This is a genomic window from Terasakiella sp. SH-1 (genome assembly GCF_004564135.1).
In the GTDB taxonomy this organism is placed as follows: Bacteria; Pseudomonadota; Alphaproteobacteria; order Rhodospirillales; family Terasakiellaceae; genus Terasakiella.
Window position 1 is genome coordinate 1,774,945 of sequence record NZ_CP038255.1, and the last position, 16,168, is coordinate 1,791,112.

Below are 16,168 nucleotides of genomic sequence, written 5' to 3' on the forward strand. Positions count from 1 at the left end.
TAGGTTGAGCACACACAGGTCTTATAAACGCACCTAAAACAACGGCGGCTAAAAACAGACCTCTGAAATTCAAAGCTCCACAGTCGCTCATTTTATTCTGTTCTCATTCATTGGAACGATCGCACCAACTTTTCAGATTTATTTCTGAGACTGGTTTGCAGCTTTCACCTTAACCAGTTCCTGCCCCTGACCATCTTGCTGATACAAGGAAACGGCACGGCCATTCATTTTGCCGCTATACCAACCATCCATTGTGTCTTTGATCGCCTTGGATAAAGTTTCAATAGAATGATCTTCAACTGTATCAGGAAGGGGGTCGGCCCCAACAGAAATAAACACTTTCCCCGCGGCATTGACCATCTCCGCATAGGTAACATCACGGCGTAACTCTGCAAGAACGGTATTAAGTTCAGCCTCAATCAGTTTCATTTCCCCTTGTGATTTTGTGGGAACTGCGTTTTTGACCTCATTGAGAATACCCTGATTAACTTGATGCAACTCGTGTGTTGTTTCAAACTCTTCCTTTGTGCGATGGAAATGGTTCCACGAAATATGCACCTGACTCAAAACAGCCATGCTTAAGGCGAGGCGACGTGTATCAACGACCTCAAGTTGCCCCTTTGACATTTCCAGCTGTGCCGGGCCTTCTGTGAAGCTTTTCAACAGGTTATAACTAATCGAAACGCCCCAGTCGGCCCAATGGTCTGCGTAGTTATATGAATTGGAATCATAGTTATAGGAATAGTTAAACTGCAATCCAGGAACCATGCCTAACATCGCTCTTGTCACATCACTGGACGTGATTTTCTTTTGATAGGCTTCTTCACGCAATTCAGGACGGTTGACCAGCGCGACCTGTTCCAATTGCTGCAATGGTGTTGAAATGTCAGGAATGGCAAAGATATTTTCATTATCAACCAATGTATATTTCTTACCCGGTTTCAAGTTCATCAAGGCTGCCAAAGAAATCTGCGCAGAGGATAATTCACGACGCATGACTTTAAGCTGACGCAAAACTTCCAGCAAATTACGGCGATATGTCAGCATCTCCATGGGGGAGCGCAATCTTTCATTTTCAATCTTGCGCGCATTTTTCAAAGCTTCATGCACCCGGTTATAAAGCGGATCAATTTTTGCCAACAAACGTTGTGCCGACAACGCATTCCAATATGAGTTACACACATCCTGAATGATATTATGAACGACTTTACGGCGACGTTCCTGAGTAATCATATAGCGATCAGCATATTGACTTGCCCGAATGTAACTCAGGCCAAAATCCAGGACATTCCAGCTAAAGCCGAGGTCTGCGGTATAGATGTCATCATCTTCTGAATAAGAATATGACGTCGAACGGCTGCTTGAGCCCAATGTCGCGCTGTTGCTCGCATCTGGCTTGGAACGTTCTGAATAGCCTGCATTGGCTGTCAATTTCGGCAAAAGCCCCATCGTTGCACTATTCAATTGCTGTTTGGAAACCGCGACTTCCATCATTTTCAGGCGGTTATCCATATTGTATTTGATCGCACGTGCCATCGCCTCATACATGGTAATTGGCTTGGTGATCACTTCCTGCTTTTCATATAAGTGCTGTAAATCCTCACTTACACGTTGCTTATGTTCCTCAAAAACGATTTCTTCAGGAATGATTGAACAGCCTGCGAGAAAAAGCCCTAAAGCAGACACGCTTGTCAGTGTGCGAAATTTTGTCATCATCATTTTATTTAAACCGGTCAACGTTATATTCCCCAAATTCCTCATGCTGGTCTGTAAAGACCTCATCATCCAAGAGACGATAGTGCGTCTTGTAAATTCATTGTTTTCTTATCGACAGTTTCCTGCGCAAGCTGCTGATTAAACCCAAGCTGGGCATTGAACTCTTTCGCTTTCATATCGCTGTCATTCAGGCTGGCCAGGTCCGCCATGAATTTTTCGAACTCCTGCGGGTCTGTCGTGTCAGGAGTGTTCAGCTGTGCTGAGGTCAGCTCTTCAACTCCAAACAGACCATTGTTGAAGCTACCACCGAGACCACCGCCAAGACTGTTGCCCAGTCCTGACATGCTATCGACAACACTATCACCGACAAGGGATGCAATATTTCCAGCCCCAATATCAGACGTTGCCCCCCCGGCACTCTCGCTCACAACTTGACCCACATGGGAGCCTGCACCGTAAAACTTATTGAGCGTTCCATCATTTCCAGTGACCGCATTGCGAACAATGCTCATTGCATTTACCCCGGCTGACGGGTCAATCAATGTGGAAGCATCATTGAGCCCCCCACCGTCAGACATCACTTCGCCAACAGTCACACTTGAGACACCTGCGCCATTAATATCGGAACCAATAGACAAACCGCCCGTATCACCAAGCATAGGCTTGTCACCGCCCAGTCCCTCATCAAAGAAACCCGGTGATGACGATGCCTCATTGACAGGAGTCGATTCAGATGTGGACGACTGTGGAGGTGGCGTAACCGTTGATGAGCTCGCCCCTGTTGCTTCCGAGATTGTGACCGTGACCGTTACCGCATTGCCTGTTGTATCAGCTGCTGTTGTGCTGTCACCTGCCATAAAGCCCGCAGCACCTGCGATATTATAGGGCGTCCCACCGGAAGAGGAAGCACCAGCCTTATCCATAATCAAGTTCAACGCTGTTTTATCGGTCGCTGAAAGCGTAAGGGTTGCGGTTGTGCCCGAGGTAATTTCCACATCAGAGGTATCTGTCAATGTGTAAGTCCCCCCTTCACCTGTGAACGTCAAGCTAGACGCATCCACATCATTGGCAGCCCCACTGTTTTTAACAAAATTTGTACCTGTTAAAACAACTGCCCCGGTTGAGGTATTGTAAGTCGCCGATGTAATGGTTGGGGCCTGTACGTTGGAAACATTTACCGCATTACCTGTCGTATCGGCAGCTGTTGTACCGTCCCCCGTCATGAAGCCCGCAGCAGCTGCAATATTAAAGGTTGTTGCCCCCGTTGATGAAGCACCATCCGTGTTCATAATCAAATTAAGCGCTGCCTTGTCAGTGGCTGAAAGCGTAAGGGTTGCCGATGTACCCGATGTAATCTCCACATCAGTGGTATTTGTCAGCGTATAGGTTTCCCCACCTTCACCTGTGAAGGTCAATTTAGATGCATCCACATCATTGGCAGCCCCGGCGCTTTTGACAAAGTTTGTACCCGTTAGGACAACCGCCCCCGTATTGGCATTATAGGTCGCCGACGCAATGGTTGGCGCAGGCACGCTAGAAACGGTTATGGCATTGCCCGTCGTATCAGATGTGTCACCATCTGTAACGTTTGTATTCCAATCATCAGCAACCGCAATGTTATAGGATGTCGCCCCTGTAGAAGAGGAACCATCTTTGTTCATAATAAGGTTTACAGCAGCCTTATCGGTGGCTGAAAGCGTCAGTGTAAATTGGGTCGCAGACGTGCGTTCCACATCTGCCGTATCGATTAGCGTATAGGTTTCCCCATTTTCACCAGTAAATGTAAACACTGATGCATCAATATCATTATTTGCACCTGCCGCAGCCTGAATATTTGTCCCGGTTACAACAAGTGCCCCCGTGGAAGCATTATAAGCTGCTGAGGTGATTTTAGGGGCAATTGAAACCGTGACCCCATTACTTGTTGTATCAGAAATATTTGTTGAAGTCGCAGAGCCCGCCATCCAGTTATCAGCCGCCGCAATATTATAGAGCGTTCCACCGGAAGAGGATGTGCCAAGTTGATCCAAGTAACTATTGACATTGGTCTTGTCGCTTCCGCTTAACGTCACAGAGAAAGACGTTGCAGACGTAATTTCAACATCGCTTGTACTCGTGATGGTGTGGCTTCCCCCTTCCCCTGTCAGGGTAAAGGCCCCAATATTCACATCATTGTTTGCCCCACTATATTTGACAAAGTTCGTCCCTGTCACTTGCAGGACCCCTGTATCAGAATCATATGTGGCCGATGTAATCGTCGGTGCAACCACATTGGAAACGCTCACACCTGTTGCTGTATCGACAATATTTTCTGACGACGGCGCACCTGTTGCCCAATCCTCCGCAGCAGACAGGTTATAGGTCGTACTATCTTCTGCACTCGCCCCATCTTTATTAAACAGGCCATGTACATTGAGTTGATCTGTCGCACTTAATGTCAAGGTCGCTGATGTTGCTGACGTCACTTCCACATCTGATGTATCCGTCAATGTATAAGTTGCCCCGCCTTCCCCTGTCAGGGTGAGAAGAGACGCATCAATGTCGTTACTGGCCCCAGAGGCCGAAACAAAATTTGTCCCAGTGAGAACCAGCTGCCCCGTTGACCAATCATAACTGGCCGATGTAATGGCCGGCACAGCATAGTTAGAAACTGTTATGGCGTTACCTGTCGTATCAGCAATATTCGTACCCGTAGGGGCCTGAGCCAACCAATCTTCCGCAGCGGCCAAATTATAGCTCGTACTGCCGTCTGCGCTCGCCCCATCCTTATTAAGCAGACTTTCCACGCCCACAACATCCATACCCGTTAAGGTCACACTGAACTCAGTGGCCGAGGTCACATCAACATCTGTTGCACTGCTCAGGGTATAAGTCGCCCCGCCTTCCCCTGTGAAAGTTAACATTGAAATATCAATATCGTTTGCGCCACCGGACTTCGAAACAAAATTTGTCCCCGTTACGGTCAAGATGTTCGTGTTATAATCATAAGCTGCCGATGTAATCGTCGGTGCAGCATAGTTGGAAACCGTTACCCCTGTAGATCCATCCGTAATTGTATTTCCTGCTGGCGAGCCCGTCATCCAGTCATCCGCAGCCGCAAGGTTAAAGGTGGTCCCTGCTGTTGCAGAGGTTAGTCCATCCTTATTCAACAAACCGTTTACAGCCAGACGATCCGTTGCACTTAAAGTCAAGGTCGCACTGGTGGCCGAAGTCACATCAACATCAGAAGTATCTGTTAAGGTATATGTACTTCCCCCCTCGCCCGTTAAGGTCAATAACGAGGCATCAATATCATTGGACCCACCTGATTTGGAGACAAAGTTCGTCCCTGTCAGAACAAGAGCCCCGGTATTCCAGTCATAAGCCGCCGACGTAATAGCCGGGTTTGCAAAACTTGATACGGTGATTGCACTCGTTGCATCAGAAATATCTGTCCCGGCAGGTGATGCTGTCATCCAGTTGTCAGCCGCTGCCAGATTAAAGGTCGTTCCCCCTGTAGAAGACGTTGTTCCATCTTTGTTTAACAAGGTATCCACATTCACCAAATCCGTACCACTGAGTGTAATGGTGAACTGGGTCGCAGAATCAATTTCCACACTTGAAGTACTTGTCAGCGTATGAGAATTCCCGGGACCACCTTCCCCTGTAATCGTCAGTAAGGAAACATCCACATCATTTGCCCCACCTGATTTGGAGACAAAGTTTGTCCCTGTAACAACCAACTGGTTCGTGGTGTAATTATACGCAACAGATGTAATTGTCGGTGCAGCATAATTGGAAACAGTGATCCCAGCGCTTGCATCACCCGCTGATGTACTATCACCAGCCATGAAACCTGCAGCCGCAGCCAAATTATAGGTCGTGCCGCTATCTGCGCTCAACCCATCTTTATTCAACAGGCTTTCCACACCGACAATATCAGCCCCGCTGAGTGTGACACTAAATGTCGTCGCGTTCGTAATTTCCACATCGGTTGCCGATGTCAGTGTATAAGACGCCCCACCCTCACCTGTGAGAGTTAAATCAGATACATCCACATCATTAGCCCCACCGGAATTACGCACAAACCCCGTACCTGTGACCGTCAAAATATTGGTTGAATAATCATATGCCGCAGACGTAACCGTCGGGGCAGGCACGCTGGAAACCGTAACCCCACCTGCACTATCAGCTGCTGCTGTACTATCGCCTGCCATAAAACCAGCAGCCCCAGCAATATTATAAGGCGTAGCCCCGGTTGATGATGTCCCGTCCTTATTCATAATCAAATTCAGCGCCGCTTTATCCGTTGCTGAAAGTGTAAGCGTTGCCGATGTACCGGAAGTAATCTCCACATCCGAGGTATCCGTTAAAGTGTAGGTCGCCCCGTCTTCCCCTGTAAAGGTAATGTCAGAAGCATCAACATCATTTGTTACCCCGCCACTTTTGACAAAGTTTGTCCCCGTGATTACCACAGTCCCAGTAGCGGCATTATAAGTCGCAGACGTAATGGTCGGTGCAGCCACACTGGAAACCGTGATGCCATTTGTACCCGTATCTGAGATAGAGGACTGATCCGTCATAAAACCAGCGGCACTATCCAGATCATAGGTGGTGGAACCTGTTGAGCTTGTTCCATCCTTGTTCAAAATTTGATTAACCGCCGCCTTATCCGTTGCTGATAAGGTCAAGCTAAACTGGGTCGCACTGGTAATTTCCACATCCGCCGTATCCGTCAGCGTATAGGTATCACCGCCTTCACCCGTAATTGTCAAATCTGAGGCATCAACATCTGCCCCACTGCCATTCGCCGTGAAATTTGCCCCTGTTACAACCATAACGCCCGTGGAAGCGTCATAGGTCGAAGAGGTAATTTCAGCATCGCTGGAAGCCGCCTGCACATTGGCAATCGTGAAGTCATCGAGATGTCCAAAAAGCGTATTATCTGCTGCCGTCACATATAACTTTGTAATGCCGGTGAAGTTCAACGTTGGAGTTACTTCGGCGTCTTTATTAATTACCCCTGTCGTAAAACTATCTCCCTTATCAGAAGAGATGGTAAAAGTGTCACCCGCTCCAATCAAGTTATAAATCTTAAGGCTGGTGACATCAAAACTTTCCCCCCCAGAAAAGGATAGGGTCACTTTACTTTCCTGCTCTATTACAGTATCGTCGGAGTTCTTATAGCCAAAGGTAACATAACTGCTCGCAGCATACCACTCCGTACCGGCATCCGCACCATCCACAATAAGTGTATATGCCCCAACGTTAAATTTTGCATCTTTGGACCCATCCGTACTATATTCACCTGGGTCCGCATTATTGCCACTAAAGTCCACTGTCCCGCTATAGGCCAGAACATGGGAAAAATCTTTCAAGGCTTGCTCGCTAAACGCAACCTTTCCATCCACGTCACCGGATACGATTTCCAAGTCCCAATCCCCACCGGAATCGGCATTCCCTGTAAGATCATCAGACGCCGCAATATCCGCCCCTGTGATTTGAGAAAGGTCCGTAATAAATTGCACACCGCCTGCAGAAGCAACCTCACAGCCATAGAGAAGGATGTCACCGTCTTCGCTTAAACTTCCACCGATAGATGTTAGACTCTCGCTATGTTGTTCCAATGTATCAGAACTGATAATATCACCGCCCAGCGAAAGCATACCCGCACTACCGTGTGAAATAATGTGAAGCACATCAATATCACCATATCCCTCTAACGCTTCGCTAAGCTGGTTAAGCCCGTCTTGTCCATTAATCAGGATCACATCAATGGACCCGTCAAGCGCTGTAACGAGTTTTTCATAATCCGCAATTGACGTGTCAACAACTGCGACCTCTTTCCCAGAGTTCTCGCTTTCTGTGGCTAAATCAGCCAGTTCAGATGTCGTTGAAACAACAGCAGCATCAAACATGATGCGCGGTTCCAAAGCATGTGCGAGAGGGCGCCTTTCAACAGCATTGTCTTTTTGGGGCGAAAGTGATTTTGACCAGCGTTTTACAAAATTCATTTTATCGTGTTCCCTATTGGGCAACGTCTTGGACGCTGACTTCATCCTTGGCGGTAATGACAAATGCACCACTGCCCGTAACGTCTTTCCAGAAGCTCATATCTTTAAACTTTTCGAATAAATCTGGTGGCAGGACAGTGCGACGGGCTTTGAATTCGACTTTCGGGCGAACGGAATGAAGCCCTTTTACGCCCAATGCACGGTCAAATTCGTCTGCCTCAAATTCAACATTTTCAAAATCATGCCCTTCGTACCAAGGTTCATCAATAAATTGATAGACCAATCTCAAGACCTTTTCCGGTGCTTTGGCTAGAAACTCATAATCAACAACCAGCATGTTTTGGGCCTGTTCACCATAAAAAGCTTCTTTTAAGGCCGACCAGGCAAATCCGACCAAACGATTGTGATGAGCCAGCGCTTCCACACGACTGTAGACCGTTGCACGCCCTTCATCCCCGCCAAACAGCAAGGTGTTTTCATAAGGATTCTTGCGATATAACCGCTCCAAACTATCCATCACCCACGGCACATCGCGAACACAGGCAATCACTTTTGCCTGAGGATATAATTTATGGATCAGCGGCATCTTCGAACACCAAATCCTGTTGGTATCAAAAACAACATCATCAGGCTGAAAACCATCGTAATAAGCATTGCAAATGGCCCGCAAAATCTTGGGCCTTTGTTCTTCATCAATGACTAAAGACGCTTCGGAACCAGCACTCATGACTTGCAAATTTGCCTTAAGAAGAGAAGCCAACCCACTAGACATTGACGCATGAAACCTTGGGTTTTGCCTCAACAAAGCACTTAGCAAAGTTGAACCAGATCGCGGTAGCCCTGATATAAAATTCATACCCAAACACACACTCTATCATTGTGCAAAAATATCGCCCGAAAGTCCCTTCTACATATTGGGTTGTATAACATCAAGTAAAATCGTATAAGGGGATAATCATTATACATAGTTGTGTAGGTATAAATAAAACATACAAAAAATGTCTAAAATGTTCTATAGCATACCATAATCACAATTATTCAATTGAAGACCAGCCATGAAAACAATTAAAGGAACGCGGCTTCATTGATAAACTGACATATAGAACGAGCAGCAAATAAAAACCATTAAGTGCTTTATAAAAAATAATAATATTATTGCTTGAGAATCCGCAACTTAAAGAATAACCTCCTGAGACACCACTTTACAGGAGACGTTATGAAAAAAACTCTATCTCTAGTTAAGGTTTGTGCGCTGTCAACACTGACATACAGTGCAACCCTACTCTCACCGTCACCAGCTCTTGCATGTGACTCTGAACCGTATATTGGTACAATATGCTGGACGGCTGCAAACTTTTGCCCCGACAAATACACGGAAGCCAACGGACAAGTGCTACAGATTGCCACCAATCAAGTTCTTTATTCCATACTTGGCCGAACCTATGGCAGCAATGGCACAACGACTTTTTCCTTGCCAAACTTGCAAGGGCGTGAAGCCATTGGCGTTGGCATAGGACCAGGTCTTCAACCCATCCCTAATGGTTATATTTCGAACCAAAGTGAATACACAATGACCATGGCCAATATGCCCGCACATGTTCATAGCGTTGACCTAAGCCAAGCCAATATGACACAGGTTTCAGTTGCCGCCAGCATTGCTCCAGCGACAGAAGTCACCCCAAATGGTAACGCATTTGCGGTATCAGCAAACGCCACATATGCCTCAACACCAGACACAACAATGGCACCTGATATTGTCGATATGGTGGCATCGGTTCCAAATTCAGAAACCGGTCCGACGCCGGCAAGCGGAACAACGCCAATTTCCACAATTTCCCCTCAAGTAGGGGCAATCGCATGTATCGCAGTTGATGGGATCTACCCACCAAGAAATTAATTCGTCCGAACATCTACTTGATTGGAGTACATTTATGTTTCGCATTTCTCATTTTGCAAAAATAGCTGCGGGCGTTTTAATTGCAACGTCACTGGCACCAAATGAAGCCTCTGCGGGCTGTCAACCCGACCCTTATATTGGTCAAATTTGCTGGACGGCTGCTAATTTCTGTCCCAGAAATTACGCAGGTGCAGAGGGTCAGATCATTCCCATCACCAATTCCCCCGAACTTTTTTCCTTAATTGGCACTGCTTATGGCGGGGATGGGCGTACGAATTTTAGATTGCCTGATTTACGTGGTCGAAGCCTTGTTGGCTTAGGCTCTGCCAACCCCGGTGAGTACCCTGTCACTCGTGGGCAAATGCGTGGGACTGACGTCCTGACGATTAACGCACAAAATCTGCCTATGCATTCCCACGACATTCCCGGTTCCAATGTTTCCATGACCGGGACACTGAAGGCCAATAAGACGTCAGGTGGTGAAACGAGCCCTGCTGGGAATTTTCCGGGTGTGGGGTCAAGCACAAGTCCGAACTATTCCACCAATGGTGCCAATGCAAACATGAGTGGAAACGTTACAGGCACAATGACCATGCCGAATAATGCCGTTTCTTCCACAAGCGGGCACAGTTACGACTTTCTTCATCGTCCCCCCAGCCTTGGCCTAACTGCATGTATTGCAATGAAGGGCACTTACCCACCGCGCCCATAAATGCGCTCGTGTAATTTTAGAAATGTGAGTTTAAAAATGAAGACACTTAAAAAAATGTCATTGGGCCTTGTGGTGGGATTAACAGCACTAAGCACAACCTCCTTCAATCAGGCCAAAGCCTCAACCTGCAACCCCGATGACTATATGGCATCTGTGTGTTGGTCTGCTGGTACTTATTGCCCTCGTGGCTATGTAAATGCAGATGGTCGCCTGCTTGAAATTCCAGATCATACAGCATTGTTTAGCCTGCTTGGAACAAACTATGGCGGTAACGGCCGAACGAATTTCGCCGTGCCAGACCTACGCGGACGCACTGCAATCGGGACAGGACAAGGCCCTGGTATCTATCACAATGTTATAGAAGGCATGCAGATTGGTTATGAACAAATCTATATGAATGCCACAGATGTCGCCCCACATAACCATAGCATCAGTCATGTAACAGCAAACGTTACTGGGGTCGTAGAGGCAACAACCGCTATTGGTGATCAAGCCTCCCCTGAAAACGCTGTACCTGCCGCACGCTCAACTGGTGGTAAACTGGCAAAACGTCAGCCAATTTATGAGGGCACTCCAGACACTCTGATGAACCCCAATATTATAGAAGCCACGGGTTCATTAAGCCCTGTTACAACAGGTGTCGCAGGAAGCTCAACACCAAACGGCATCCCCAATCGCCCCCCCCAATCCGGCTTAACAGCCTGCATCAACGTAGAGGGCTCATACCCACCGCGTAATAACTAAAGATGATTATAGGCACCTCAGCATCACACTGAGGTGCCATATCAAAAGAGCGGCTTGAATGGCTCCATAACGAATTCAAACAGTCTCTTAAGCGCGACACAGGTTTACGCGACCATGTGGTCAAACAGTTTGAGCGCGCTTATCCCGGTACACTGGAATATGACGAAACAGGCAAGATGATCCAACCCAAGCCCATTAACCGTGTTCATCCGCCAAGAAACGTGGGAATGGTCTGATCATTGAATCCGATGATAAGAAAAACCGAATGAAAGCTTCCGATCTAGGCCGTGATTTTTCTAAAGCGGCACTTGAAGAAAGGCTTGGGCCATTTAAATCACCGAAAAAGCAACAAAGCCACAAAAAACACAAAAAACAGCGTATAAACCGAAACCGATCACTAAACACCCTAAAACAAGTAAATTGTGGAATAGATATATCGGCAAGAAGAAAAATAAAAAGACCCTTGCGCATAGAGCCTTTGAAAACTTCCGAGACTTTCTTCAATACAAAGCCCTGAACGATCCCATGGCGATGGCCATCATCATTTATCAAAAGAAATTGATTAATGCCCTGCTCAATCATCACCCTGAACGACTGGCAAAGATGGCTCACGTTCCGAAGTATTGGCCCCCTGAAGAACAATTCAGTGAACAGCAAAAAGTCGCCCGGATATGGAGATGAAATCATAGAGGAGCTAGTTTCCGTAATTTTTTCTGAAAACGCAGCCTTGTTGGAACATCCAGCAGGTTTGGTACAAATGGCGTTGAACAACGCCAGCGATCCATTTCTTCTGTCGGTGCTGTAATGATCCGGGCAACTTCCTGATCATCATGGGCAAGAATATCTTTCCAGGCATCGACATAAACGGGTCGTGGGCTAATCTCTCTCTCCCACTGCTCAACCATTTCTCGCGCACGATCAACCATGTCCGATCCTTGACGGATTTCACGGGCAAACAAGCGATGTAAACCTCGCTTAAAAAAAGTCATCCCTACGCGATGTGCTGGCGTAGCCCCCGAAAAGTGGTCCACATAAAATGTTAGTTTTTTTGGCTTATTCAAATCCATGAATAAGGAGAAAAGACATGGGAAAACAGAAACGCCCAACGCCTGAACAGATCATCATGAAGCTTCGTGAAGCTGAGGTTTTTATTGCTCAAAGGCATACCATTGCCGATGCTGCCCGCAAAATCGGTGTGACGGAACAGACCTATTATCGCTGGCGAAGCCAGTATGGCGGGATGAAAACCTCTCAGGCCAAAAAGATGAAAGCTTTGGAACAGGAAAACGCCCGTCTTAAAAAGGCGGTGGCCGAACTGACGTTAGACAAGCTGATCCTCAAGGAGGCAGCCGAGGGAAACTTCTGAGCCCAGCACGCCGTCGCAACTGTGTTGACCACGTCATGAACGTCCTTGCGATATCAGAACGTCGAGCTTGCAAGGTTCTTGGTCAGCACCGTTCGACCCAGCGAAAGAAGCCGACAAAGCAAGCAACGGATGCGGCTCTGACAGAAGCAATCACTGCACTGGCTGAATATTATGGGCGGTACGGTTATCGCATGATTGCGGGTCTGCTGCGTCTTGAAGGCTGGTTTGTTAATCATAAGCGGGTTGAACGCATCTGGCGACGTGAAGGGCTTAAAATACCAAAGCAACAACCCAAACGAGGACGACTTTGGATGAACGACGGTTCCTGTATCCGTTTACGTCCTTGCTGGAAGAACCATGTTTGGGCCTATGACTTTGTCATGGATCGCACGGCTGATGGCAAGGCGTTCAGAATGCTTACTGTCATTGATGAATTCAGCCGTGAATGTCTGGCAATTGAGGTTGAACGTAAACTGAAATCCGAAGATGTCTTGCATGTTTTAACTGAATTGTTTGCCACACGCGGTGTCCCCGATCATATTCGCTCTGACAACGGGTCGGAATTTACGGCTCAAGTGGTTCGCGACTGGCTTGGCAAGGTCGGTTGCAAGACGCTCTATATCGAGCCGGGGTCACCTTGGGAAAATGGCTATAACGAAAGCTTCAATGGCAAGCTTCGCAATGAGCTTTTAAATGGAGAAATATTCTACACTTTGCAGGAAGCAAAGGTACTGATTGAACGTTGGCGGCAATTTTACAACGAAGTTCGTCCGCACAGTTCATTGGGCTATAAGCCTCCGGCACCAAAAACAATCTTGCCTCGTCCTGATGTTCTGACTTACGCTACGCTCCAGTCGCCACATCAGGACGACATTGACCGCCAAAAACTAACATAGCGGTTGGACCACCAAAGTGGGGCACGTCAGTGCTGGCGTAGCCCCGAAAAAGTGGTCCACATGAAATGTTAGTTTTTTTGGCTTATTCTCATCCATGAATAAGGAGAAGAACACATGGGAAAACAAAAACGCCCAACACCTGAACAAATCATCATGAAGCTTCGCGAAGCCGAGGTTTTCATCGCTCAAGGCAGCACTATTGCCGATGCAGCCCGCAAAATAGGTGTGACGGAGCAAACCTATTATCGTTGGCGAAGTCAGTATGGTGGGATGAAAACATCTCAGGCCAAAAAGATGAAAGCTCTGGAGCAGGAAAACGCCCGCTTGAAAAAGGCGGTTGCGGAACTGACGCTGGACAAGCTTATTCTGAAAGAGGCAGCAGAGGGAAACTTCTGAGCCCTGCACGTCGTCGCAACTGTGTTGAACATGTTATGAAACTCCTTGCGATCTCGGAACGTCGGGCGTGCAAGGTTCTTGGTCAACACCGTTCAACCCAGCGAAAGAAACCGACAAAACAGGCAACGGATGCCGCTTTAACTGAAGCGATTACCGCTCTGGCTGAATATTACGGACGTTATGGTTATCGCATGATTGCAGGTCTGCTTCGCCTTGAAGGCTGGTTCGTCAATCACAAGCGGGTTGAAAGGATTTGGCGACGTGAAGGGCTCAAAATCCCTAAACAACAACCAAAGCGGGGACGGCTTTGGATGAACGACGGGTCGTGCATCCGCTTAAGGTTACCAATCGCAACCACAGACCTCAAAATCCATGATTTACGCCACACCTATGCTTCCATTCTGATTTCAAAAGGGCATGATTTACCCTTGATTGGGTCTCTATTGGGTCATACTCAGGTTCAGACAACACAACGTTATGCGCATTTGATGGACGAACCACAACGGGACGCGACTAACCAGGTCGGAAACCTTATTGATGTTTAAGCTGTGGAACAAAACCCTTGTTACCCGAAAGGTAACGTGTTACTTTTTAAGTAGCGCTGAAAGTTAACTGAATGCCAATAGCAAAAATCAAACACAAAGGGCTAAAAGAGTTGTTCGAAACGGGTAAAACCGCCCGTATCAACAAACGTTATCACCAGACCTGCATTTTCATCATGGACTTCCTTGATAACGTAACAGACCTTTCTCAATGCTCAGGCATTCAAAATTTTCATGAACTAAAAGGCAGTCGTAAAGGTGAATATTCAATGCATGCATCTGGTAACTGGTGCATCACATTTGAATGGGAACAACCCGATGTCATTATTCTGAATTTTGAAGATTATCACTAATGGAAAAACACCATGGCAAGCATTAAACGAATGAGACCCCCTAGCCATCCAGGAATGACCTTAAAGGCCATGGTAATCGACCCTCGTGGCATCCAGGTTTCAGAACTGGCAGATGCAATTGATATGAGCCGTAAAACCGTTTCTCAAATTCTCAATGGGAATGCCCGTATGACTCCAGTCACCGCCAGCAAACTAGCTCGCGCTTTAAATATTTCTTCTATCCCCTGGGTCAACATGCAAACGGCATTAGACCTATTTGAAGCTGAACAGGATTTGAAACAGTGGGAACCTGGGAAAGTCTGGTCAGAAGAGGCAAATGGTCACGTTTAAGAACTAAGGTTTGCCCGAGCCTATCCGATTAACTGTGTAAATGACCATCGTGTAAACTCCTGTTTGGAGGTGCCAGAAGATGGTTATCAAGAAAGAACTGCTCGATGAGCTTTTAGCATCCGTTGAGAACCCACAAGACTTGATGGGCGAAGATGGACTTCTTAAACAATTGAAGAAAGCCCTGATTGAGAGGGCGATGAATGCGGAGTTGGACGATCACCTTGGCTATGCCAAAGGCGATCCAACAGGGCGTAATGGCGGCAATTCCCGCAACGGTCATGGTCGCAAGACCATTGTCGGCGAAGACGGCGAGATGGAAATTACCACGCCCAGAGACCGCGATGCCACGTTCGAGCCACAAATCATCAAGAAAGGTCAACGTCGTTTTGACGGCTTCGATGACAAGATTATTTCTATGTATGCCCGTGGCATGAGCGTTAACGAAATCCGTGGGCACCTTGAGGAAATCTATGGCGTAGAGGTCTCCAAGGATTTGATTTCCACAGTGACGGATGCGGTCATGGAAGAGGTTCGAGACTGGCAAAGCCGCCCTCTTGATGCGGTTTATCCTGTTATCATCTTTGATGCCCTACGGGTCAAAATCCGTGATGAAGGTACGGTTCGCAACAAGGCGGTTTATTTGGCTCTGGGCTTTACGATGGAAGGCCAGAAAGAGGTTCTCGGCCTGTGGATTGAACAAACCGAAGGGGCTAAGTTCTGGCTTAGGGTGATGAATGACATCAAGAACCTAGGTGTGAACGACGTCTTTATTGCTGTCGTGGATGGTCTAAAAGGCTTTCCAGAGGCCATCAACGCCGCCTTCCCTGACACACAGGTCCAGACTTGCGTCGTCCATATGATCCGCAATTCCCTGAACTTTGTCGGCTGGAAAGAGAAAAAAGCGGTCGCCACCGATTTGAAAGGGGTCTATCGGGCCAATACGGCTGAAGACGCCGCTCTCAGGCTGGATGAATTTGAGGAGAAATGGGGCGGAAAGTTCCCCTCTATCGCCAAATCATGGCGAAATAACTGGGAGCATGTCATTCCGTTTTTTGCCTATCCTGAAGAAATCCGCAAAATCATCTATACGACCAACGCGATTGAGAGCCTTGTGTATTTAAAATTTGTTAGACTTATGCCCATAGTAGCCCTTGGCCAAGGGCTACTATGGGTGGAGTTTGCCGTTAGAGCCTTGAGGCTTAGACCTCGTTAGTCAGCAAGGT

The 16,168-nt window shown here is 47.3% G+C and carries 13 protein-coding genes and 2 pseudogenes; 11 read left to right on the top strand and 4 right to left on the bottom strand.

What is annotated here, in order from left to right:
- Positions 1-138 precede the first annotated feature (138 nt).
- The 3 genes from E4K71_RS08230 to E4K71_RS08240 form a co-directional block, all read right to left on the bottom strand.
- Positions 139-1,719 carry a TolC family protein gene (locus tag E4K71_RS08230; RefSeq protein ID WP_167730366.1) on the bottom strand — a complete coding sequence of 527 codons (1,581 nt, stop codon included), beginning with the start codon at positions 1,717-1,719 and terminating at the stop codon, positions 139-141.
- Positions 1,720-1,781: 62 nt separating this feature from the next.
- Positions 1,782-7,709 carry a DUF4347 domain-containing protein gene (locus E4K71_RS08235; RefSeq protein ID WP_167730368.1) on the bottom strand — a complete coding sequence of 1,976 codons (5,928 nt, stop codon included), beginning with the start codon at positions 7,707-7,709 and terminating at the stop codon, positions 1,782-1,784.
- Between the two features lie 13 nt (positions 7,710-7,722).
- Complete coding sequence (locus E4K71_RS08240; RefSeq protein ID WP_135078511.1) at positions 7,723-8,565, bottom strand: sulfotransferase; 843 nt, start codon at positions 8,563-8,565, stop codon at positions 7,723-7,725.
- A gap of 360 nt (positions 8,566-8,925) precedes the next feature.
- On the opposite strand from E4K71_RS08240, the gene E4K71_RS08245 reads away from it, so the two are divergent.
- From E4K71_RS08245 to E4K71_RS18185, 5 genes are all read left to right on the top strand, one after another.
- Complete coding sequence (locus E4K71_RS08245) at positions 8,926-9,606, top strand: tail fiber protein (RefSeq protein ID WP_135078513.1); 681 nt, start codon at positions 8,926-8,928, stop codon at positions 9,604-9,606.
- A gap of 34 nt (positions 9,607-9,640) precedes the next feature.
- Positions 9,641-10,318, top strand: a complete 678-nt coding sequence (locus E4K71_RS08250) for a tail fiber protein (protein WP_167730370.1) — start codon at positions 9,641-9,643, stop codon at positions 10,316-10,318.
- Between the two features lie 36 nt (positions 10,319-10,354).
- The gene (locus tag E4K71_RS08255) at positions 10,355-11,062 is read left to right on the top strand and encodes a tail fiber protein (protein WP_167730372.1); all 708 of its coding nucleotides are present in this window, start codon (positions 10,355-10,357) and stop codon (positions 11,060-11,062) included.
- A gap of 265 nt (positions 11,063-11,327) precedes the next feature.
- Positions 11,328-11,579, top strand: coding sequence for a hypothetical protein (locus E4K71_RS08260; RefSeq protein ID WP_135078519.1), 252 nt, complete (start codon positions 11,328-11,330; stop codon positions 11,577-11,579).
- A gap of 8 nt (positions 11,580-11,587) precedes the next feature.
- Positions 11,588-11,743: a hypothetical protein gene (locus E4K71_RS18185; RefSeq protein ID WP_167730375.1), complete on the top strand. Its 156-nt coding sequence runs from the start codon at positions 11,588-11,590 to the stop codon at positions 11,741-11,743.
- Between the two features lie 2 nt (positions 11,744-11,745).
- Here the strand turns inward: E4K71_RS18185 and E4K71_RS08265 are convergent, their stop codons facing one another.
- A complete protein-coding gene (locus tag E4K71_RS08265; RefSeq protein ID WP_135078521.1) occupies positions 11,746-11,988 on the bottom strand; it encodes a hypothetical protein in 243 nt (80 codons plus the stop codon).
- Between the two features lie 158 nt (positions 11,989-12,146).
- Here E4K71_RS08265 and E4K71_RS08270 point away from each other — a divergent pair.
- The 6 genes and pseudogenes from E4K71_RS08270 to E4K71_RS08295 form a co-directional block, all read left to right on the top strand.
- A protein-coding gene (locus E4K71_RS08270; RefSeq protein WP_240796785.1) for an IS3 family transposase occupies positions 12,147-13,324 on the top strand; the annotation gives its coding sequence in 2 pieces (ribosomal slippage) (positions 12,147-12,411 and positions 12,411-13,324; 1,179 coding nt in all).
- A gap of 114 nt (positions 13,325-13,438) precedes the next feature.
- Positions 13,439-14,061: pseudogene (locus E4K71_RS18435) on the top strand (transposase); the annotation flags it as partial.
- A gap of 63 nt (positions 14,062-14,124) precedes the next feature.
- On the top strand, positions 14,125-14,265 hold the full coding sequence (locus E4K71_RS18440; RefSeq protein ID WP_240796914.1) for a hypothetical protein: 141 nt from the start codon (positions 14,125-14,127) through the stop codon (positions 14,263-14,265).
- A gap of 71 nt (positions 14,266-14,336) precedes the next feature.
- Positions 14,337-14,615 (top strand): type II toxin-antitoxin system RelE/ParE family toxin, encoded by a 279-nt coding sequence (locus E4K71_RS08285; protein ID WP_135078527.1) that lies wholly within the window; start codon positions 14,337-14,339, stop codon positions 14,613-14,615.
- A 12-nt stretch (positions 14,616-14,627) separates the two neighbouring features.
- On the top strand, positions 14,628-14,945 hold the full coding sequence (locus tag E4K71_RS08290) for a HigA family addiction module antitoxin (protein ID WP_135078529.1): 318 nt from the start codon (positions 14,628-14,630) through the stop codon (positions 14,943-14,945).
- 79 nt (positions 14,946-15,024) lie between these two features.
- Positions 15,025-16,056: pseudogene (locus E4K71_RS08295) on the top strand (IS256 family transposase); the annotation flags it as partial.
- Positions 16,057-16,168: the final 112 nt, after the last annotated feature.